The organism is Burkholderia sp. ABCPW 11 (assembly GCF_001523445.1).
In the GTDB taxonomy this organism is placed as follows: domain Bacteria; phylum Pseudomonadota; class Gammaproteobacteria; order Burkholderiales; family Burkholderiaceae; genus Burkholderia.
This window is the reverse complement of record NZ_LOVM01000027.1, coordinates 172,062-193,037: the sequence shown is the minus strand read 5'-3', so window position 1 is coordinate 193,037 and position 20,976 is coordinate 172,062. Positions and strand designations below refer to the sequence as shown.

Here is a 20,976-nt window from a genome sequence, read left to right as displayed (position 1 = left end):
TACGACGGAGCCCGCTCATGCGAACCGACGCACTCGACGGAAAGGATCTCGATTACTGGTGCGCACGCGCGTTGTGCGCGGATGACGAAGACACGCTGCGCTTCACGGCCGTCTCGCCCACCGTCGTCGTGACGGCCGCATGCGACGCGCTCCGGCACCTCGATGCGCCGTTCGCGCCTTCGGCATCGTGGGCCGATGCCGGCGCGGTGCTCGATCGCGTGACCGACCTGCGGATTGCCGGCCACGGCAACACCGTCGAATGCGACGCGACCTTCGTCGACGGCCCGTCGACCTGCGGTGCTCGCGGCCGCACGGCGCGCGAAGCGCTGCTGCGCGCGTTCGTGCGCGCGCGCTTCGGCGACGAGGTGGACGAGCCGCCGCCGTTCCCGCACCGGATCGAACATGGCGCGGTGGTGTGGTATGACCCGGGAGCGCCGATTCCGGACACGGATGATGATCCGGCGGCCGGCGACCCGGCGGCCGGCGATCCGGCGACAGGAGACAGTTCGGATATCCGGTCGATACCGCGCATGTAAGTGCAGCCGCCGGTCCGTCAGGCATGTAAAAACGACAGCCCTTCAATTCGCATTCCCGCGGACGCCCCGCCCCGCCGGCGGTCGCGCAGCAGGCACGCGCGTTGCGACGCACCGGCTTTACCGCTCGCCGCCACTCGCCCGCGCCACGCCATGGACTCCACTCCGCCGTTCGCTCCGCACCTCTACTTCTGCGACGCCCGTCTCGTGGGGCCGCTCGACGCGTGGCCGCCGACCTTCGCGCATATCGCCGGCATGGGCTTCGATCACGTGCTCGTCGGCGCGTTCTGGGCCGCGAGCGTCGCCGGCTTTCCGCGCCACGTGGCCGATTTCCGGCAGCCGGCCCAATCGTTCGCGACGCGCGCCAGCGCACTGGAAACCTTCTCGCGGCTCGCGCAACTGGCGAAAGGCCACGGGCTGCGCCTGCTGCTCGAAGTCGTGCCCGATCGCATCGCGCGCGAGAACCCGCTGCGCGCCGACCATCCCGACTGGTACGTCGAGCACACGCACGACGATGCGCTGATCGACCCGCGCGGCACCGCGCACGCGCTGGATATCGCGCAGGCGAACGCCGGCGACGCAGCAACGCGCGACGCGCTCTCGGCATGGTGGTGCGCGCATCTCGCGACGTTCGCCGACGCGGGCGCGGCCGGCTTCCTGATCGACGCCCCCCATCATCTGCCGGCCGACTGGTGGCCCGGCTGGCGTGCGGCGCTGCGCCGTGCGCGCCCGGACGTCGCCGTGCTCGCCGGCGTGCCCGGCCATGCGCGCGACGCGCTCGCGCAGCTCGAAACCGCCGGCTTCGACGCGGTGTTCTCGTCGGTGCGCTGGTGGGACCTGCGCGCGCCATGGTTCACGGACGAACACCGGCTGCTGCGGCGCATCGGCGCGCCGATCGCGTTTCCCGATGCGCCGGACGGCCCGCGTCTCGCCGACGACTGGCCCGATGCACCCGACGACACCGTCGCCCGCGCGTATCGCCGCGCGCTGTGGACGGCCGCCGCCGTCGGCACCGGCTGGCTCGTGCCGATGGGCTTCGAGCGCGGCGTGACGGTGCCGCTGATGGCCCGCGACGCGGATGCCGAACGCTACCGCGCCGCGTTCGAGCACGCCCGTTTCGACCTGTCGGGCGCGATCGCCGATGCGAATGCATGGCGCCGCGCCACGCCCGTCGTGGCGGCCCGCGGCGAAATCGTGCAACTGAGCGCGCCGGGCGCGCATGCGACCGCGCTGCTGCGCGGCACCGGTCCATTGCTCGAACACGACGACACCGCGTTGCTGATCGCGTTGAATCCCGATCTCGACGCGCCGGCCACGGTCGACCCGGCGACGATCCTGCCCGGCGTGCCGGGCGGCTTCACGCGCGTCGCCACGCACGACGGCGCGCAAACGCATCCGCCGGCCGCGCTCGAGCCGTTCACGCTCGCGCCCGGCGCGTATGCGCTGCTGCACGCGTGGCAGGCGCCGCCCGTCACCGCGCGTCCCGACGCCGCGCGCGAGCGCACCGTGCTGTCGGCGGCGCTCGCGGCCGACCGGATCGCGATCGAGCGCGTCGAGCCGTCGGTCGACGACGGCCGCTTCGCGATCAAGCGCGTGATCGGCGAGCCGCTCGTCGTTCGTGCGTCGATCTTCACGGACGGGCACGCGCATCTGGCGGCCGTGCTCCAGTGGCGCGCCGCCGACGACGACGCCTGGCGCGAAATCCCGTTCGAAGCCGAGCCGAACGACCGTTGGCATGCGCGCGTCATGCTCGACCGGCTCGGTCGCCATGAATTTCGCGTGATCGCGTGGCGCGACGACTGGGCGTCGCTGGTCACCGACATCGCGAAGAAGCGGGCGGCCGGCCAGGACGTGACGCTGGAGGTGCGCGAAGCGCAACTGCTGCTCGCGACCGCGCTGAAGCTCGCCGAGCCGGACGATCCGCGCGCGGTCACGCGGATGGAACGGCTCGCCGCCGAGCTCAAGGACGCGTCGCCCGACGACCGCCTCGCGCTGATCGGCGCGCCCGCGCTCGCCGACGCGTTCGCGGCGCTGCGCTACCGCCCGTTCGTCACGCACGACGCGACGACCTACCCGGTCGACGTCGAGCGCCGCAAGGCGCGCTTCTCGAGCTGGTACGAGATGTTTCCGCGCTCGGCGAGCGACGATCCGCACCGGCACGGCACGTTCGACGACGTGATCGCCCATTTGCCGCGCATCCGCGACATGGGTTTCGACGTGCTGTATTTCCCGCCGATCCACCCGATCGGCACGTCCGCCCGCAAGGGCCGCAACAACAGCCTCACCGCCGGCCCCGACGACGTCGGCAGCCCGTACGCGATCGGCTCCCCCGACGGCGGGCACACGGCCGTGCATCCGGAACTCGGCACGCTCGAATCGTTCCGTGCGCTGGTCGACGCCGCGCGCGGGCACGGGCTCGAAATCGCGCTCGATTTCGCGATCCAGTGCTCGCCCGACCATCCATGGCTCGCCGCACATCCGGGCTGGTTTGCATGGCGGCCCGACGGCTCGCTGCGCTTCGCCGAAAATCCGCCGAAGCGCTACCAGGACATCGTGAACCCCGATTTCTACGCGCCGGACGCGCTGCCCGACCTGTGGCTCGCGCTGCGCGACGCGGTGCTGTTCTGGGTCGACGCGGGCGTGCGGATCTTCCGCGTCGACAACCCGCACACGAAGCCGCTGCCGTTCTGGGCGTGGATGATCGCCGACGTGCGCGGCCGGCATCCGGACGTCGTGTTCCTGTCCGAGGCGTTTACGCGACCGGGGATGATGTACCGGCTCGCCAAGGTCGGCTTCTCGCAGTCGTACACGTACTTCACGTGGCGCGAGTCGAAACGCGACTTCATCGATTACCTGACCGAGTTGACGGCCGGCCCGGCGCGCGAATTCTTCCGGCCGAACTTCTTCGTCAACACGCCCGACATCAACCCGCGCCACCTGCAGAACGCGCCGCGCTCGCAGTTCGTGATCCGCGCGGCGCTCGCGGCGACGCTGGCCGGCTCGTGGGGCCTGTACTCGGGCTTCGAGCTCGGCGAATCGGCACCGCTGCCGGACAGCGAGGAATACGCGGACGCCGAGAAATACGAGCTGCGCGCGCGCGACTGGAGCAAGGCCGCGCACATCGGCACGGAAATCGCGCGGCTGAATCGCGCACGGCGCGATCATCCGGCGCTGCAGACGCATCTCGGGCTCACCTTCGTCGAGGCCGACAACGATTCGGTGCTCGTATTCACGAAGGCGACGCCCGCGTTCGACAGCGTGGTGGCCGTCGCGATCAGCCTCGACCCGTGGCATCCGCAGGCCGCGAACTTCACGCTCGATGCGGCGCTGTGGCGCGGCCTCGGGCTGGCCGACGGCGAACCGCTCGATGCGCTCGAACAGGACGCCGCGCACGCGGAAAGCTGGCGAGGCCATCGCCAGTACGTCTCGCTCGACCCGCACGTGCGGCCGTACGCAATCTGGCGGCTCGCGCCGTCTCCGGGCGCCGCGCGGGCGGCGGCGCCCGCACCGGACGACGCCCGACCCTCCTCGGGAGCCCACGGATGATGAAACGCGAAGATTCCCTCGACGACGTACGGCGCGCGCAGTTCCCGTCGCTCGCGCCGGCCGGCACGCCGCGCCGGCGCCGCGCGCGCCGCCGCGAACCCGCGCTCTGTGCGGACGATCCGCTGTGGTACAAGGACGCGATCATCTACCAGGTGCACGTGAAGTCGTTCTACGACTCGAACAACGACGGCATCGGCGATTTCCCCGGCCTGATCGCGAAGCTCGACTACATCGCCGAACTCGGCGTCGACACGATCTGGCTGCTGCCGTTCTATCCGTCGCCGCGCCGCGACGACGGCTACGACATCGCCGACTACCGTGACGTGCATCCCGACTACGGCACGCTGGCCGACGTGCGGCGCTTCATCCGCGAAGCGCATGCGCGCGGCATCCGCGTGATCGCGGAGCTCGTGATCAACCACACGTCGGACCAGCACCCGTGGTTCCAGCGCGCGCGCCGTGCGAAGCCGGGCTCCACGCATCGCGACTATTACGTGTGGTCCGACACCGACACGAAATACGCGGGCACGCGGATCATCTTTCTGGATACCGAAACGTCGAACTGGACCCACGACCCGGTGGCCGGCCAGTACTACTGGCACCGCTTCTATTCGCACCAGCCGGACCTGAACTTCGACAACCCGGCCGTCGTGCGCGAAGTGATCCAGGTGATGCGCTTCTGGCTCGACCTCGGCATCGACGGGCTGCGGCTCGACGCGGTGCCGTACCTGGTCGAGCGCGAAGGCACGAACAACGAGAACCTGCCGGAGACGCATGCGATCCTGAAGCGGATCCGCGCGACGATCGACGCCGAGTATCCGAACCGGATGCTGCTCGCCGAGGCGAACCAGTGGCCGGAGGACGTGCAGGAATACTTCGGCAACGAGGACGAATGCCACATGGCGTTCCACTTCCCGCTGATGCCGCGCATCTACATGTCGATCGCGAGCGAGGATCGCTTCCCGATCCTCGACATCATGCGGCAGACGCCGGCGCTCGCGCCGAGCAACCAGTGGGCCGTGTTCCTGCGCAACCACGACGAGCTGACGCTCGAGATGGTCACCGACTCGGAACGCGACCTGCTGTGGCAGGCCTATGCGAGCGACCGGCGCGCCCGGCTGAATCTCGGCATCCGGCGCCGGCTCGCACCGCTGATGGAGCGCGACCGGCGCCGCATCGAGCTGATCAATTCGCTGCTGCTGTCGATGCCCGGCACGCCGGTGATCTACTACGGCGACGAGCTCGGGATGGGCGACAACATCCACCTCGGCGACCGCGACGGCGTGCGCACGCCGATGCAGTGGTCGTCGGATCGCAACGGCGGCTTCTCGCGCGCCGACCCGGAACTGCTCGTGCTGCCGCCGGTGATGGGCTCGCTGTACGGCTACGACGCGATCAACGTCGAGGCGCAGACGCGCGATCCGCATTCGCTGCTGAACTGGACACGCCGCATCCTCGCGACGCGCCGCGCGTCGCAGGCGTTCGGGCGCGGCACGATCCGCTTCCTGCGCCCGGAGAACCGCAAGGTGCTCGCGTACCTGCGCGAGCTGGAGGGCCACGAGCCGGTGCTGTGCGTCGCGAACCTGTCGCGCGCGTCGCAGGCGGTCGAACTCGACCTGTCCGAATTCGCGGGCCGCGTGCCGATCGAGATGACGTCCGATTCGCCGTTTCCGCCGATCGGCCAGCTCCCGTATCTCCTCACCTTCCCGCCGTACGGGTTCCTGTGGTTCGTGCTCGCCGAGCACGGCCGCGAGCCGTCGTGGCGGCAGCCGCATGCGGAGCCGCTGCCCGAATACGTGACGCTCGTGATGCGGCGCGGCGATACGCGGCCGGACGTCTCGCAACTGCATGCGCTCGCGCACGACGCGCTCGCGTCGTGGCTCGCACGGCGGCGCTGGTTCGCGTCGAAGGATCGCGCGATCGGCGACGCGTGGCTGAACGTCGTCACGCCGGTGGCGGACGAGCCGTTCCAGTATGCCGAGGCGTGGGTGTCCGCAAGCGACGGCGGCGTCGAACGCTACGTGGTGCCGCTCGCGACCGCCTGGGGCGGCGAGACGTCTCATCCGTTGTTCACGCAGCTCGCCCTGGCGCGCGTGCGGCGCGGCCACACGGTCGGCTACCTGACCGACGCGTTCGCGCTGCCGGCGTTCGCGCGCGGGATGCTGCGCAAGCTGCGCGACGGCGCGATGGTGCCGACGGCCGACGGCGGCCGGCTCGACTTTCTTCCGGAAGACGCGCTCGCCGGGCTGGATCCGGGCGACGACGCGGAGGTGCGCTGGCTCGCGGCCGAGCAGAGCAACAGCTCGCTCGTGATCGGCGACGCGATCGTGCTGAAACTCGTGCGCAAGGTCGCGCACGGCGTTCATCCGGAAGCCGAAATGAGCCGGCACCTGACGCGCATCGGCTATGCGAACACCGCGACGCTGGCCGGCGAAGTCGTGCACGTCGACCCGGACGGCTCGCCGCACACGGTCGCGATCCTGCAGCGCTACGTCGACAACCAGGGCGACGCGTGGACGCGCTCGTTCGATTTCCTGCGGCGCGCGATCGACGAGCTCGCGCTGCCGGCCGCGGACGAAGGCGAGGCCGCCGAGACGGACGAAGCGCCCGATGCGCTGCTCGGCTACGCGGCGTTCGCGGGCATCATCGGCACGCGGCTCGGCCAGTTGCACGTCGCGCTCGCGCAGCCGTCCGACGATCCCGCGTTCGCGCCGGAGCGCGCGACGCCCGAGCACGTCGACGGCTGGTGCGTGGACGCGATCGCGTCGTTCGAGCATGCGCTCGACGTGCTGCGCACGCGGCTCGACGCGCTCGATGCGGCCACCCGCGCATCGGCCGACGCGCTGCTCGCATCGCGCGACGCAGCCGTGCGGGCGCTCGGCGAACTCGTGCCGCGCACGCTCGATGCGCAATGCACACGGATTCACGGCGATTTTCATCTGGGCCAGGTGCTCGACGTGCAGGGCGACGCGCTGCTGATCGACTTCGAAGGCGAACCGGCGCGCCCGCTCGAGCGGCGTCGCGCGAAGTCGCATCCGCTGCGCGACGTGGCCGGCCTGCTGCGCTCGCTGTCGTACGTGAGCGCGACCGCGCAGTTCGCGATCGAAAAAGCGCCGCCGCAGGCCGCAGGCCGCAAGCGCGCGCTGTTCGACCGCTTCGGGCAGGCCGCCGCCGACCGCTTCGTCGAATGCTATCGCGCGGCCGCGGACCTCGCGCCCGCGCGCTTCGTCGACCCGCGCTACGCGGACCGCCTGCTCGCGCTGTTCCTGATCGACAAGGCGTCGTACGAGCTGTGCTACGAAGCGTCGAACCGGCCCGACTGGCTGAGCGTGCCGGTCGGCGGGCTCGCGGCGCTGGTCGATCGCCTGCTCGGCGACGGCGTGCTGCCCGACGATGGAGGAAACCCATGACCGACACGCTGTTCGAACGCGCCGACATCGACGCACTGCTCGCCGGCCGGCATCCCGACCCGTTCGCGTGCCTCGGCCCGCACGAACAGGCCGACCGGATCGTCGTGCGGGCGCTGCTGCCCGGCGCCGAACGGGTGCGCGCGCTGTCGCCGGACGGCGCCGAACTCGGCGCGCTCGCGTGCATCGATCGCGCCGGCTGCTTCGCGGGGACGATCGCGCACGACGGCGGCTGGCCCCATTACCTGCTCGCGATCGACTGGCCGGGTGCGCACCAGGTGACCGACGACGCGTACGCATTCGGCACGCTGCTCGACGACGCGGCGCTCGCGCGCTTCTCGGCCGGCGACCCGGCCGCCGTGCTCGAGTGCCTCGGCGCGACGCCCGTGCGCATCGACGATACCGACGGCGTGCGCTTCGCGGTCTGGGCGCCGAACGCGCAGCGCGTCTCGGTGGTCGGCGATTTCAACGGATGGGACGGGCGCCGCCATCCGATGCGGCTGCGACGGCCGTCGGGCGTGTGGGAGCTGTTCGTGCCGGGCATCGGCGCGGGCGAGCGCTACAAGTACGAGCTGCGCGCGGCCGACGGGCGCGTGCTGCCGCACAAGGCCGATCCGTGCGCGCGCGCGACCGAAGCGCCGCCGCGCACGGCGTCGGTGGTCGCCGACGTCGCGGCGCTCGACGCGTTCGCGTGGCACGACGACGGCTGGATGCAGGCGCGGCCGCGCCACGACCGCTATCGCGTGCCGTGGTCGATCTACGAGGTCCATCCGGAGTCGTGGCTGCGCATACCCGAGGAAATGGAACGCAGCGCGACGTGGGACGAGCTGGCGGAGCGGCTGATTCCGTACGTCAAGGGCATGGGCTTCACGCACGTCGAGTTCATGCCGATCGCCGAATACCCGTTCGGCGGCTCGTGGGGCTACCAGCCGCTCGCGCAGTTCGCGCCGTCCGCGCGCTTCGGGCCGGTCGACGGCTTCGCGCGCTTCGTCGATCGCGCGCATGCGGCCGGCATCGGCGTGCTCGTCGACTGGGTGCCCGCGCATTTTCCGAACGACGCGCACGGGCTCGCGCAATTCGACGGCAGCGCGCTGTACGAGCACGCCGATCCGCGCGAGGGAATGCATCCCGACTGGAACACCTGCGTGTTCAACGTCGGGCGCACGGAGGTCGGCGCGTTCCTCGTCGCGTCGGCGCTCGCGTGGGCGCGCCGCTATCACGTCGACGGCATCCGCGTCGACGCGGTCGCGTCGATGCTGTATCGCGACTATTCGCGCAAGGAAGGCGAATGGGTGCCGAACGTATACGGCGGCCGCGAAAACCTCGAATCGGTCGCGTTCCTGCGCCGGTTGAACGACACGCTGCACGGTGCGGCCGCGCCGGCCGGCGTCGTCACCGTCGCGGAGGAATCGACCGCGTGGCCGGGCGTCACCGCGCCGACCGGCGACGGCGGGCTCGGCTTCGACTTCAAGTGGAACATGGGCTGGATGCACGACACGCTCGCGTATCTGCACGAAGACCCGATCCACCGCCGCTATCACCACGACCGGATGACGTTCGGGCTCGTGTACGCGTTCTCCGAGCGCTTCGTGCTGCCGCTGTCGCACGACGAGGTCGTGCACGGCAAGGGCTCGCTCGTCGCGAAGATGCCCGGCGACGCGTGGCAGCGGCTCGCGACGCTGCGCGCGTATTTCGGTTTCATGTGGGCGCATCCCGGCAAGAAGCTGCTGTTCATGGGCAGCGAATTCGCGCAATGGGCCGAGTTCGCGCACGATGCGTCGCCGCACTGGGACTTGCTCGACGCGCCCGCGCATCGCGGCGTGCAGCGGCTCGTGCGGGACCTCAACCGCACGTATGCGGCCGAACCGGCGCTGCATGCGCTCGACTGCCATGCGGCCGGGTTCTCCTGGCTGATCGGCGACGACCGCGACAACAGCGTGTTCGCGTTCGCGCGCCGCGACGATGCGGGGCACCTGGTCGTCGCCGTCTGCAACTTCACGCCCGTGCCGCGCGCCGGTTACCGCCTCGGGCTGCCCGCGCCGGGTCATTGGCGCGAACTGATGAACACCGATGCCGCGTCGTACGGCGGCACCAACGCCGGCAACGACGGCGCCGTGTGGGCCGAAGCCGTGCCCGCCCACGGCGAGGCGTGGTCGGCCACCTTGCGCCTGCCGCCGCTCGCCACGCTGTGGCTCACACCCGCCTGATTTCCCCGCGCCCTCGACACGGAGACCGCCCCATGCCGACCGCCCTGCCCGCCCGTCTCGATCCCGGCCGCTGCTACCCGCTCGGCGCCACGTGGGACGGCCTCGGTACCAACTTCGCGGTATTTTCCGCGCATGCGCAGCGCATCCAGCTGTGCGTGTTCGATCCGACCGGCCGCAAGGAACTCGCGCGCCTCGACCTGCCCGAATGCACCGACGAGGTGTGGCACGGCTACCTGCCCAACGCGCATCCGGGCACCGTGTACGGCTTTCGCGCGGACGGCCCGTACCAGCCGCAACACGGCCACCGCTTCAATCCGACCAAGCTCCTGCTCGACCCGTACGCGCGCAAGCTGGTCGGCCAGTTCCGCTGGTCGGACGCATTGTTCGGCTATCGCGTGCATTCGAACCGCGCGGACCTGTCGATCGACCGCCGCGATTCGGCGCCCGCGATGCCGAAGGCCGTGGTCGTCGACGAGGCATTCGACTGGAGCACCGACCGCCGCCCGAACGTGCCGTGGCGCAGCACCGTGATCTACGAGACCCACGTGCGCGGCGCGTCGATGCGCCGCGCCGGGCTGCGCCCGCCGGAGCGCGGCACGTTCGCGTCGCTCGCGCATCCTGCGTTCATCGATCATCTGCTGTCGATCGGCGTGACGACGGTCGAGCTGCTGCCGGTTCACGCATTCCTGCAGCAGCGTGCGCTCGTGCATCGCGGCATGCGCAACTACTGGGGCTACGACACGGCCGCGTTCTTCGCGCCGGAACCCGCGTATCTCACGACCCGGCGGCTCGACGAAATGCGCATCGCGATCCGCCAGTTGCATGCGGCCGGCATCGAAGTGGTGCTCGACGTCGTCTACAACCACACGTGCGAAGGCAATCAGCTCGGGCCGACGCTGTCGTGGCGCGGCCTCGACAACGCGAGCTACTACCGGCTGCGGCCCGACGATCCGCGTTACCACGTCGACGAAACCGGCTGCGGCAACACGCTGAACATGTCGCATCCGCGCGTCGTGCAGATGGTGATGGACTCGCTGCGCTACTGGGCGACCGCATTCAACGTCGATGGCTTCCGCTTCGATCTCGGCGTGACGCTCGGCCGCGAGGATCACGGCTTCGATCCGGGCGCGGGGTTTTTCGACGCCCTGCGGCAAGACCCGGTGCTCGCGCAGCGCAAGCTGATCACCGAGCCGTGGGATCTCGGCCCCGGCGGCTATCAGCTCGGCCGCCATCCGCCCGGTTTCGCCGAATGGAACGACCGGTTTCGCGACACCGTGCGGCGCTTCTGGCGCGGCGATGCCGGACAGCGCCCGGAAACGGCCGCGCGCTTGTCGGGCTCGGCCGACCTGTTCAACCACGGGCGGCGCCGCACGTGGGCGTCGGTCAATTTCATCACCGCGCACGACGGCTTCACGCTCGCCGACCTCGTGTCGTATGCGGGCAAGCACAACGACGCGAACGGCGAGGACAACCGCGACGGCCACGACGACAACTGCAGCGCGAACTGGGGCGCCGAAGGGCCGACCGACGACGCGGCGATCCGCGAGGTGCGCGCGCGCGTCGCCCGCTCGATGCTCGCGACGCTGTTTACCGCGCTCGGCACGCCGATGCTCGTCGCCGGCGACGAATTCTGCCGCACGCAGCAGGGCAACAACAACGCGTATTGCCAGGATAACGAACTGTCGTGGCTCGACTGGGACCTCGCGCACAGCGACGACGGCGTGCAGATGACGCGCTTCGTGTCGCGGCTCGCCGCGCTGCGACGCATGTACCCGGTGATGTCGGCGCCGCGTTATCCGTCGGGCGACCGCGACGGCGCGCCGGGCATGCGCGAGATCGAGTGGTTCGACGAACGCGGCGACGCGCTCACCGTGCCCGCATGGGAAGACAGCGAAGGCCGCGCGCTGACGATGCGGCGCGTCGGCACCGGCCGCACCGGCCGCACCGAGGCGTTGCTCGTGATGCTGAACGCGTCGGCCGCGACCATCACGTTCATGCCGCCCGCGCCCGTGCTCGAATACCGCATCCTGCTCGATACCGCCACACCCGACGCCGGCCCGCGCTCGTGGCCGCAAGCCGGGCTCGACGTCGCCGCGCACGCGGCCGTGATCGCGGTCGCGGCCGTGCCGCCCGATTACCCTTCGTGAGGACCGCCATGACCACCCGTTCCGCGCGCCCCACCGGCACGCATGCATTCGAATCGTCGTTCGGCGCGACCTGCGTCGATGCCGAGCGCACGCGCTTCCGGCTGTGGGCGCCCGCGAGCCGCACGGCCGCCGTCGAGCTGCAGGACGAAGGCGGCCGCGCGATTCCGATGACGCCGGCCGGCGACGGCTGGTTCGAGACGGTCGCGCCGTGCGGCCCCGGCACGCTGTATCGCTATCTGCTCGACGACGCGCTCGCGGTAGCCGATCCCGCGTCGCGCTTTCAGCCCTACGACGTGCTGGGCCCGAGCCAGGTCGTCGATCCGGCCGCGTACCGCTGGCGCCACGACGGGTGGCGCGGCCGCCCGTGGCACGAGACGGTGCTGTACGAGCTGCACGTCGGCGCATGCGGCGGCTACGCGGCCGTCGAGCGGCGGCTGCCGTCGATCGCCGAACTCGGCGTGACCGCGATCGAGCTGATGCCCGTCAATGCATTCCCCGGCGCGCGCAACTGGGGCTACGACGGCGTGCTGCCGTTCGCGCCCGATGCGTCGTACGGGCGGCCCGAGGAGCTGAAATCGCTGGTCGACACCGCGCACGGGCTCGGGCTGCAGGTGTTCCTCGACGTCGTGTACAACCACTTCGGCCCCGAAGGCAACCTGCTGCCGCGCTACGCGCCCGAGTTCTTCCGCGCGGACCGGCAGACCGCGTGGGGGCCGGCGATCGACTTCTCCCGCCCGCAGACGAGCGCGTTCTTCATCGACAACGCACTGTACTGGCTCGACGAATACCGTTTCGACGGGTTGCGCATCGACGCCGCGCACGCGATCGACGACGACGCGTGGCTGCGCGAACTCGCGCGCCGCGTGCGCGCGTACGCGGGCGATGCGCGCCACGTGCATCTCGTGCTGGAGAACGAGCGCAATACCGCGAGCCTGCTCGGCCCCGGCGGCTTCGACGCGCAATGGAACGACGACTTCCACAACAGCGCGCACGTGCTGCTGACCGGCGAGCGCGACGGCTACTACCGCGCCTACGCCGACGCGCCGCTGCGCCATTTCGCGCGCACGCTCGGCGAAGGCTTCGCGTACCAGGGCGAGCCGTCGCCGCTGCACGACGGCGCCGCACGCGGCGAGCCGAGCGCGCATTTGCCGCCGACCGCGTTCGTCGCGTTCCTGCAGAACCACGACCAGATCGGCAATCGTGCGTTCGGCGAACGGCTGCGTGCACTCGCGAACGACGACGCGGTACGCGCGGCGACCGCGCTGATGCTGCTCGCGCCCTCGATTCCGCTGCTGTTCATGGGCGAGGAAGACGGCAGCACGCAGCCGTTCCAGTTCTTCACCGACTATCGCGGCGCGCTCGCCGACGCGGTGCGCGACGGCCGGCGCCGCGAATTCGCCGCGTTTCCCGCGTTCGCCGACGCCGCGCATCGCGACGCGATTCCCGACCCGAACGACATCGCCACGTTCGTGCGTTCGTCGTCGCACCATCCGCCCGACGAATCGTGGCCCGACGCGGCCGCGTGGCGGCGGTTCTACCGCAGCGCGCTGGCCGTGCGCGCGGCGCTCGTGACGCCGCACCTGGCCGGTGCGCAGTCGCTCGGCGTCGACCTGCTCGCGGGCGACGGCGACCCGCAGGCGCTCGTCGCGCGCTGGCGCCTCGGCGACGCCAGCACGCTGACGATCGCGCTGAACCTCGGCTCGCACGACGCGGCGCTGCCCGCGCTACCGGTCGGCAAGATCGTGTTCGAAACGCCGCCGCGCGCACGCGACCGGCTGCCGGGCCGGCAATTGCCGCCGCGCGCGTGCATCGTGTGGCGCGACGGCGCGGTCAACCAGGATGCGCGGCAGCATCGTGCGAACGGACGGAGCCCATCATGACGACCGACGTCCCGATCGCCGCGCTCGCCCGTGCGGCCGGGCTGGAGCCCGACTGGACCGACGCGGGCGGCGTCGCGCGCCGCGTGGACGACGACGCGCTCGTCGCGCTCGTCGACGCGCTCGGCTGGCCGTGCGGCACCGCGATCCAGCGGGTCGACAGCGCGGCGGCGCTCGCCGACGCGAACGCGTCGCCGCCGCGCGTCGTGACCGGCGACGCCGGCCTGCCGCTGACGCTGCCCGCGACCGTCGCGTCGCCGGGCGCGCGCTTCCGGATCTCGCTCGAAACCGGCGGGCACGTGGACGGGCGCGTGGGCGACGCAGGCGAACACGGCACGCTGCCGCCGCTCGCGATGCCCGGCTATCACGCGCTCGACGTCGGCGAGCAGCGCATCGGCCTGGCGATCGCTCCGCCGCGCGCGCAGCCGTTCGACGCATTCGCACGCAGGCACGACGCGAGACGCTGGGGCATCGCGGCGCAGCTCTACAGCCTGCGCCGCGCCGGCGACGACGGCGCGGGCGACTACACGGCGCTCGCGCGGCTGGCCGCGCAGGCGGCGCGCCACGGCGCGCAGGCGGTGGCGATCAGCCCGACGCACGCCGGCTACCCGGCGCTCCCCGCGCACGACAGCCCGTATTCGCCGTCGTCGCGACGCTGGCACAACGTCGCGTATCTCGACTGCAACGCGGTGCCGGGCGCCGATGCCGCGTCCCGCGCATCCGCGGCCACGGCCGACACCGCGCTGATCGACTGGCCCCGCGTGCTGCCGATGAAGCTGCGCCGCCTGCGTGCGTGCTTCGACGCGTGGCGCGCCAGCGACGACCCGTCGCGCGACACGTACCAGCGTTTTCGCGCGGCGGGCGGCGCGGCGCTCGACGCGCATGCGCGCTTCGATGCGCTGCAGGCGTTCTGCATCGAGCACGGGATCGGCGCGGACTGGCGGCAGTGGCCCGCGCCATGGCGCATGCCGGGATCGGCGGAAGTCGACGCGTTCGCGCACGCGCATGCCGACACGATCGCATTCCACACGTTCCTGCAATGGTGCGCGTCGCGCGCGCTCGGCGACGCGCAGCACGCGGCGCGCGGCGCGGGCATGGCGACCGGGCTGATCGCCGATCTCGCGGTCGGCTCGGATCGCGCCGGGAGCGACGCGTGGGCGCACGGCACGACGCTGCTGCGCGGCGTGTCGCTCGGCGCGCCGCCCGACCTGTTCAACGCGGCCGGCCAGGCGTGGGGCGTGACGACGTGGTCGCCCGAGGCGCTGCGCGCGGACGGCTTCGTGCCGTTCATCGAGCTGCTGCGCGCCGCGTTCGCGCATGCGGGCGGCATCCGTATCGATCACGTGCTCGGCTTCGCGCGGATGTGGGTCGTGCCGGACGGCGGCTCGCCGCGCAGCGGCGCGTACCTGCGCTACCCGCTCGACGATCTGGTGCGGCTCGTCGCGCTCGAGGCGGCCCGCCATCGCGCGATCGCGATCGGCGAGGATCTCGGCACCGTGCCGGCCGGATTGCGCGAACGGCTCGGCGCGCAAGGTGTCGCGGGCATGCGCGTGCTGTGGTTCGAGCGCGAGGCGAATGGCGCGTTCCGGCCACCGTCCGCGTGGGATCGCGATGCGATCGCGACGACCTCGACGCACGATTTGCCGACCGTGGCCGGCTGGTGGCGCGGCGTCGATCTCGGATGGCGGCGCATCGCAGCCGACGCCGAAGCCGCGAAACGACACGACGCCACGCCGCCGCGCGACGTCGCCGCCCCGGCGCCGGACGACGCGAGCGCGCACGATTCGGACGAGATCGTGCAAAGCATGGCGTTCGGACACGACACCGTGCAGCGCCCCGAACCCGGCAACCCGACGCCTCCGCCGGCGCCGCCTGCCGAGCTGCTCGCCGCTCACGCGGAACGCGCCGGCGAGCGCACGGCGCTGTGGCGCGCGCTGCAGGAGGCCGGGTGCGTGCCGGCCGGCGCCGCGATGCCGCCTGCCGACATGCCGCCGGTGACCGCGATCCTCCGATATGTCGCGAGCGGCCCGTCGCCGCTCGCGCTGCTGCCGCTCGAGGATCTGCTGGCGCTCGACGCGCAGCCGAATCTGCCGGGGCCGCCGTGCGGCCATCCGAACTGGCGGCAGCGGCTGCCGCGCACGATCGACACGCTGTTCGACGCCGACGTGCGCGCCCGCATCGCCGCGGTCGTGCACGCGCGCCGCGCGCCGAGGCACGGCCCATGATCCCGCGCGCGACGCTGCGACTGCAGCTGCATGCTGGCTTCACGTTCGACGACGCGGCCGCGCACGTCGACTACTTCGCGCGGCTCGGCGTCAGCCACCTGTACCTGTCGCCGGTGTCGACGGCCGAACCCGGCTCGCTGCATGGCTACGACACCGTCGACTACGGCGCGCTCGGCGCGGAACTCGGCGGCGAAGCCGGCTTCATGCGGCTCGTCGACGCGCTGCGCGCGCGCGGCCTCGGCATCATCGTCGACATCGTGCCGAATCACATGGGCGTCGGCGGCTCGTCGAACGGCTGGTGGAACGACGTGCTCGAATGGGGACCGGCGAGCCTGTACGCGCGCACCTTCGACATCGACTGGCACCCGCCCGACCCGGCGCTCGACGGCAAGGTGCTGCTGCCGTGCCTCGGCGCGCCGTACGGCGACGCGCTCGCGGCCGGCGACATCACGCTGCGTGCCGATCCGGCCACGGGCCGCTTCACCATCGCGTGCCCGGGGCGGCAGCTGCCGGTCGCCGTCGCCACCTACGCGGAGATCCTGCGCATCGCGAACCGCGCGGACCTGAACGCGCTCGCCGAGCGCTTCGACGCCGCGCCGGCACGCGACAGCGCGCGGCTCGCCGCCGCCCATGCGGCGCTGCGCGACCATGCGCGCGCGCACGGCCCGCACGCGTTCGACGCGATATTGCGCGGCGCCGACCCGCGCCGCGCGCGCTCGCGCGCGTGCCTGCACCGGCTGCTCGAACGTCAGCACTACCGGCTCGCATGGTGGCGAACGGCCGCCGACGAACTGAACTGGCGGCGCTTCTTCGACATCGCGACGCTCGCGGCCGTGCGGGTCGACGATGACGCGGTGTTCGACGCCGTGCATGCGCTGCCGCTGCGCCTCCATGCGGCCGGGCTCGTCGACGGCGTGCGCGTCGATCACGTCGACGGCCTCGCCAACCCCGGCGCGTATTGCCGCCGGCTGCACGCGCGGCTCGCCGCGCAGCGCGACGCGCGACCCTACGTCGTCGTCGAGAAGATCCTCGCGCCCGGCGAGGCGCTGCGCACCGACTGGGCCGTCGACGGCACCACCGGCTACGACTTCATGAACGACGTCGGCGCGCTGCTGCACGACCCGGCGGGCGCCGAACCGCTCGCCGCGCACTGGGCGGCCGTATCGGGTTCCGCACGCACGTTCGCGCAGGAAGCCCTCGACGGCAAGCGGCGCGTGCTGATGCGCCAGCTCGCCGTCGAGCATGCGCGGGTCGCGCGGTTGCTGCACGGGATCGCGCGCGCATCGCCGGCGACGCGCGACGTCAGTCGAATCGCGATCCAGCGCGTGCTCGGCGAGCTCGCGGTGCGGCTCCCTGTGTACCGGATGTATCCGGCACCGGGCGACGAACTCGCCGAGGCCGACCGTCGCGTCCTCGCGCATGCGTACGACGGTGCGTACGCGGCGGTCGATCCGGCCGACCGGTTCGCGCTCGAACGCGTCGCCGCGTGGCTCGGCCTGCCGGTCGTGCGCGTGCCGCGTGCGAACCCGGACGCGCTGGCCGCGGCGCGTGTCGCGTTCGCGCAGCTCACCGCGCCGCTGGCCGCGAAGGGCGTGGAGGATACGGCCAACTATCGCTATGGCCGGCTGCTGTCGCGCAACGAGGTTGGCGCCGACGCCGGCGACTTCAGCCTGTCGCGCGGCGCCTTCCATGCGCGCAACCGGCGCCGCGCGCGCACCGTGCCGCACGGGCTCGTCGCGACGGCCACGCACGACCACAAGCGCGGCGAGGACGCGCGTGCGCGGCTCGCGGTGCTGAGCGAAGCGCCCGATGCGTGGCGCGCGGTGTCGCTCGACTGGTCGGCGCTGAACCTGCCGCATCGCGGCGGCGCGCACCGCGACCTCGCGTGGACGCCCGGGCCGGCCGCCGAGGCGATGCTGTACCAGACGCTGGTCGGCTGCTGGCCGCCGACGCTCGCGCCCGACGATGCGGCGGGGCTCGCCGCGCTCGCGACGCGCGTCGTGCAATGGCAGACGAAGGCGCTGCGCGAAGCGAAGCAATACACCGACTGGCTCGCGCCCGAGCCGGATTACGAGCGCGGCTGCGAAGCGTTCGTTCGCGCGATCCTGACGCCGCGCGGCGCCGGCGATTTTCCGCATCGGCTGCACGCGTTCGTCGCGCGGATCGCGCCGGCAGGCGTCGTCAACAGCCTGACGCAAACCGCGCTGCGGATCGCGTCGCCCGGCGTGCCCGACCTGTATCAAGGTACCGAGTCATGGGATCACTCGCTCGTCGATCCGGACAACCGGCGCGACGTGCCGTTCGCGACGCTGGCGGCGCAGCCGGTCGACGGACCGGTCGCGTCGTATCTGCCGACGTGGGCCGATGCGCGCGTGAAGCGCGCGCTGATCGAGCGGATGCTGGCGCTGCGTGCGCGGTGGCCGGCGACGTTCGCGGACGGCGCGTACGTTCCGCTGCGCGTGCGCGGCACGCTCGGGAGGCATGCGGTGGCGTTCGCGCGGTGCGACGACGCCGCGACCGTGGTGGTGGTCGCGACGCGGCTCGCGTGCCGGTTGCTGGGCGAAGCGCCGGGGTTGCCGCGTGTGGCGCCTCGGGAATGGGGCGATACGGCGGTCGTGCTGCCGCGCGGGGTGGAAGGGCCGTGGGTCGACTGGCTGAATGCGGAGCAAGCGATCGATACGCCGGACGGTGCACTGGCGCTCGATCGCTACCTGGCCGAGTTACCCGTTGCGGTGCTCGTTGCGGCGCGGCGTGGAAAGTGAGGCCGACGCCGAATAGGTGCCAGCCCTGCGTCACCGAAATCGATTTTGTGCAAAACGTGCGATACATAATCGATTTTGTGCACGCGTAATCGAATTTCAACCGAAACGCCCGCTCGTAAGCGATTTTGTGCCGCACACGATGGACGTCGGCATCTCACGACCATTCTTCCGGCGGCATCGTCCCGCTGTCGTCCTCCCACAGCGGCTTCGATGCCTCTTCTCCACGGCTCGGCGTCACCGGTCCGTTTCCTTTTGCACTACCGCTCCCGCGCTCGGGCCGCCGCGCGCCGTCGCGCGACACCGCCGCATGCGTGCGTGCTGGCTTGCGCGTCGGCGTCACGGTCCGCTGTCCGTTGCGGCGGCGTTCGTCCGTCGCCGCGTCGTTCGTCTGTCGTGCGTTCGAATCTGTAGCCATTTCTTCTCCCTGAGTCATCGAAAGAACCGGTCGCTCGAACGCCGCAATTTCGGTGCCGCCCATCGGGCAAGCGTCTTGCTATCCCGGTTCGACCGCAACCGTTCCGGAGGTGACGATGCCGACGAATCGCAACACGCCGCCCGCCACACGCCGCCGCCTCGGCGGATGGATGGCCACCGAGGAATCGCACATGGCCGCGTTCCGCGAAAAAATCGCGAGCGAAGCGCACGCGCAGGCCGGCGACCGGCTGCGCACGCCGGCCGTGCAGGCACTCGCGCGGCTGTTCGACGACAACGCCGTGTTGCGCATGAGCCTGAGCCGCGCGATCGACGAAGCGCGGGAAGCGGGGTACCGGCTCGGCTATGCGTCGATCGGCGAGCTGATGACCGTGCTCGACCATCTGATGACCTACACGCCGCCGTTCAGCGAGGAAAGCCTGATCGTGTGCCCGTTGAACGCGTTCTTCGACTGGCCGATGTGCATGCCGTCGGGCCATGCGGTGTTTCGCGACGCGGCCGTCAATGCGCAGTTGAAACGCGTGCTGAACGTCTGGTGCGATTTCCTCGGCGGCCCGCATTCGCGCGCGCATCTCGACACGTCGGCGCCCGACGGCTGGTTCTGCGACGCCGCACGCAAGCGTCTGGGGCTCTCGCAGTTCCAGTATCGCGAAGACCAGCCGCACTGGGGCTTCGATTCGTGGAACGATTTCTTCACGCGCCGTTTCCGCGACGGCGCGCGGCCCGTTGCGGCGCCCGACGATCCTCACGTGATCGTCAGCGCGTGCGAAGCCGCGCCCTATCACACCGAAACCAACGTGAAGCTGCGCGACACGTTCTGGATCAAGGCGCAGCCGTATTCGCTGCGCGACCTGTTCACGCCCGCATGGCTGCCGCTCGCCGAGCGCTTCGTCGGCGGCGACGTCTACCAGGCCTACCTCAGTGCGTACAACTACCACCGCTGGCATGCGCCGGTGCGCGGCGTCGTCACGCACGCGTATCGGGTGGACGGCACGTATTACTCGGTCGCCGAAGCGGAAGGCCCGGACCCGGCCGGGCTCAACGACTCGCAGGGCTACATGACGGCCGTCGCCGCGCGCGCGGTGGTCGCGATCGCGAGCGACGATCCCGGCATCGGCACCGTGGCGGCCGTGTTCGTCGGGATGGGCGACGTGTCGTCGTGCGTGATCGAGGTCGTGCCGGGCCAGCGCGTCGACAAGGGCGACGAGATCGGCTACTTCCAGTTCGGCGGCTCGACCTACTGCCTGCTGTTCGAGCCCGGCGTGATCGACCGCTTTCTGCACGCGCCGCCGTTCGAAGGCCAGCCGCCGGTCGTGCAGGTCAATGCGTCCGTCGCGATCGCGCGGTGAGTGCCGCCGCGCGCGCCCGGTGCGTCACGCATCGCCGACGTCGATCGCACGGGATTCGTCGGCGTCGTGACGCTGCACGCACCGCAGCACCGACAGTCCGTCGGCCGTCAATGCGGGCCGGCGTGCGCCCGATGCGTCGTCGCGCTGCAGCACGATCAGTTGTTGCTCGACGAGTGCGACGACGTCGTCGCGGTCGATTTGGATCTGTTCCGGCGCGTGGTGCACAAGGAACAGCGCGGCAAATTCATGGGCGGTCAGCATGCTCGTTTCCCCGTTGGCGGCTACGCGCGACGCGACACCGGCGCCGCATCGGCAGCCGACGCGAAGCGCGCGCCGGCGACGTGACGAGCACGCAGGGATCGTGCCAATCGGCGGCGTGCGAGCGGTGTCCGTGCCGTGCGCACGCCGCGCGATATGGCACCGGACGGCGCGTTCGGGCCGCTGCAAAGTTTTCAACGGCATGTAAGGGCGGGCGAGTGAAGGTGGCGGAG

11 protein-coding genes are annotated in these 20,976 nt (G+C 71.5%); 9 read left to right on the top strand and 2 right to left on the bottom strand.

Features of this window, described 5'->3' with window-relative positions; translation table 11 throughout:
• Window positions 1-17: 17 nt before the first annotated feature.
• The 8 genes from WS61_RS10960 (at window position 18) to treY (ending at window position 18,704) form a co-directional block, all read left to right on the top strand.
• The gene (locus WS61_RS10960) at window positions 18-536 is read left to right on the top strand and encodes a phage protein NinX family protein (protein ID WP_059500495.1); all 519 of its coding nucleotides are present in this window, start codon (window positions 18-20) and stop codon (window positions 534-536) included.
• A 150-nt stretch (window positions 537-686) separates the two neighbouring features.
• A complete protein-coding gene (locus WS61_RS10955; RefSeq protein ID WP_059500494.1) occupies window positions 687-4,079 on the top strand; it encodes a maltotransferase domain-containing protein in 3,393 nt (1,130 codons plus the stop codon).
• Window positions 4,079-7,489 (top strand): maltose alpha-D-glucosyltransferase, encoded by a 3,411-nt coding sequence (gene treS, locus WS61_RS10950; protein ID WP_059500522.1) that lies wholly within the window; start codon window positions 4,079-4,081, stop codon window positions 7,487-7,489. Before WS61_RS10955 ends, treS begins: the two co-directional genes overlap by 1 nt.
• Window positions 7,486-9,693 carry a 1,4-alpha-glucan branching protein GlgB gene (gene glgB / locus WS61_RS10945; RefSeq protein ID WP_059500493.1) on the top strand — a complete coding sequence of 736 codons (2,208 nt, stop codon included), beginning with the start codon at window positions 7,486-7,488 and terminating at the stop codon, window positions 9,691-9,693. The genes treS and glgB overlap by 4 nt, the downstream gene beginning before the upstream one ends.
• A 32-nt stretch (window positions 9,694-9,725) precedes the next feature.
• The gene (gene glgX / locus WS61_RS10940) at window positions 9,726-11,840 is read left to right on the top strand and encodes a glycogen debranching protein GlgX (RefSeq protein WP_059500492.1); all 2,115 of its coding nucleotides are present in this window, start codon (window positions 9,726-9,728) and stop codon (window positions 11,838-11,840) included.
• Window positions 11,841-11,848: 8 nt separating this feature from the next.
• Window positions 11,849-13,720: a malto-oligosyltrehalose trehalohydrolase gene (gene treZ / locus WS61_RS10935; protein WP_059500491.1), complete on the top strand. Its 1,872-nt coding sequence runs from the start codon at window positions 11,849-11,851 to the stop codon at window positions 13,718-13,720.
• Complete coding sequence (gene malQ / locus WS61_RS10930) at window positions 13,717-15,942, top strand: 4-alpha-glucanotransferase (protein ID WP_059500490.1); 2,226 nt, start codon at window positions 13,717-13,719, stop codon at window positions 15,940-15,942. The genes treZ and malQ overlap by 4 nt, the downstream gene beginning before the upstream one ends.
• Window positions 15,939-18,704, top strand: coding sequence for a malto-oligosyltrehalose synthase (gene treY / locus WS61_RS10925; protein ID WP_059500489.1), 2,766 nt, complete (start codon window positions 15,939-15,941; stop codon window positions 18,702-18,704). Before malQ ends, treY begins: the two co-directional genes overlap by 4 nt.
• Before the next feature lie 154 nt (window positions 18,705-18,858).
• Here the strand turns inward: treY and WS61_RS34830 are convergent, their stop codons facing one another.
• On the bottom strand, window positions 18,859-19,182 hold the full coding sequence (locus WS61_RS34830) for a hypothetical protein (protein WP_157692723.1): 324 nt from the start codon (window positions 19,180-19,182) through the stop codon (window positions 18,859-18,861).
• A gap of 52 nt (window positions 19,183-19,234) precedes the next feature.
• Here WS61_RS34830 and WS61_RS10915 point away from each other — a divergent pair, with 52 nt between their 5' ends.
• Window positions 19,235-20,485, top strand: coding sequence for a phosphatidylserine decarboxylase family protein (locus WS61_RS10915; protein ID WP_059500487.1), 1,251 nt, complete (start codon window positions 19,235-19,237; stop codon window positions 20,483-20,485).
• Between the two features lie 24 nt (window positions 20,486-20,509).
• Here the strand turns inward: WS61_RS10915 and WS61_RS10910 are convergent, their stop codons facing one another.
• Window positions 20,510-20,746: a hypothetical protein gene (locus tag WS61_RS10910; protein ID WP_059500521.1), complete on the bottom strand. Its 237-nt coding sequence runs from the start codon at window positions 20,744-20,746 to the stop codon at window positions 20,510-20,512.
• Between the last annotated feature and the right edge of the window lie 230 nt (window positions 20,747-20,976).

Bases quoted from the DNA above. Each gene is read 5' to 3' on its own strand.
- WS61_RS10915 (WP_059500487.1), top strand. From the start codon at position 19,235: ATGCCGACGAATCGCAACACGCCGCCCGCCACACGCCGCCGCCTCGGC.
- treZ (WP_059500491.1), top strand. From the start codon at position 11,849: ATGACCACCCGTTCCGCGCGCCCCACCGGCACGCATGCATTCGAATCG.
- WS61_RS10910 (WP_059500521.1), bottom strand. From the start codon at position 20,746: ATGCTGACCGCCCATGAATTTGCCGCGCTGTTCCTTGTGCACCACGCG.
- malQ (WP_059500490.1), top strand. From the start codon at position 13,717: ATGACGACCGACGTCCCGATCGCCGCGCTCGCCCGTGCGGCCGGGCTG.
- treY (WP_059500489.1), top strand. From the start codon at position 15,939: ATGATCCCGCGCGCGACGCTGCGACTGCAGCTGCATGCTGGCTTCACG.
- treS (WP_059500522.1), top strand. From the start codon at position 4,079: ATGAAACGCGAAGATTCCCTCGACGACGTACGGCGCGCGCAGTTCCCG.
- glgB (WP_059500493.1), top strand. From the start codon at position 7,486: ATGACCGACACGCTGTTCGAACGCGCCGACATCGACGCACTGCTCGCC.
- glgX (WP_059500492.1), top strand. From the start codon at position 9,726: ATGCCGACCGCCCTGCCCGCCCGTCTCGATCCCGGCCGCTGCTACCCG.
- WS61_RS10955 (WP_059500494.1), top strand. From the start codon at position 687: ATGGACTCCACTCCGCCGTTCGCTCCGCACCTCTACTTCTGCGACGCC.
- WS61_RS10960 (WP_059500495.1), top strand. From the start codon at position 18: ATGCGAACCGACGCACTCGACGGAAAGGATCTCGATTACTGGTGCGCA.
- WS61_RS34830 (WP_157692723.1), bottom strand. From the start codon at position 19,182: ATGGGCGGCACCGAAATTGCGGCGTTCGAGCGACCGGTTCTTTCGATG.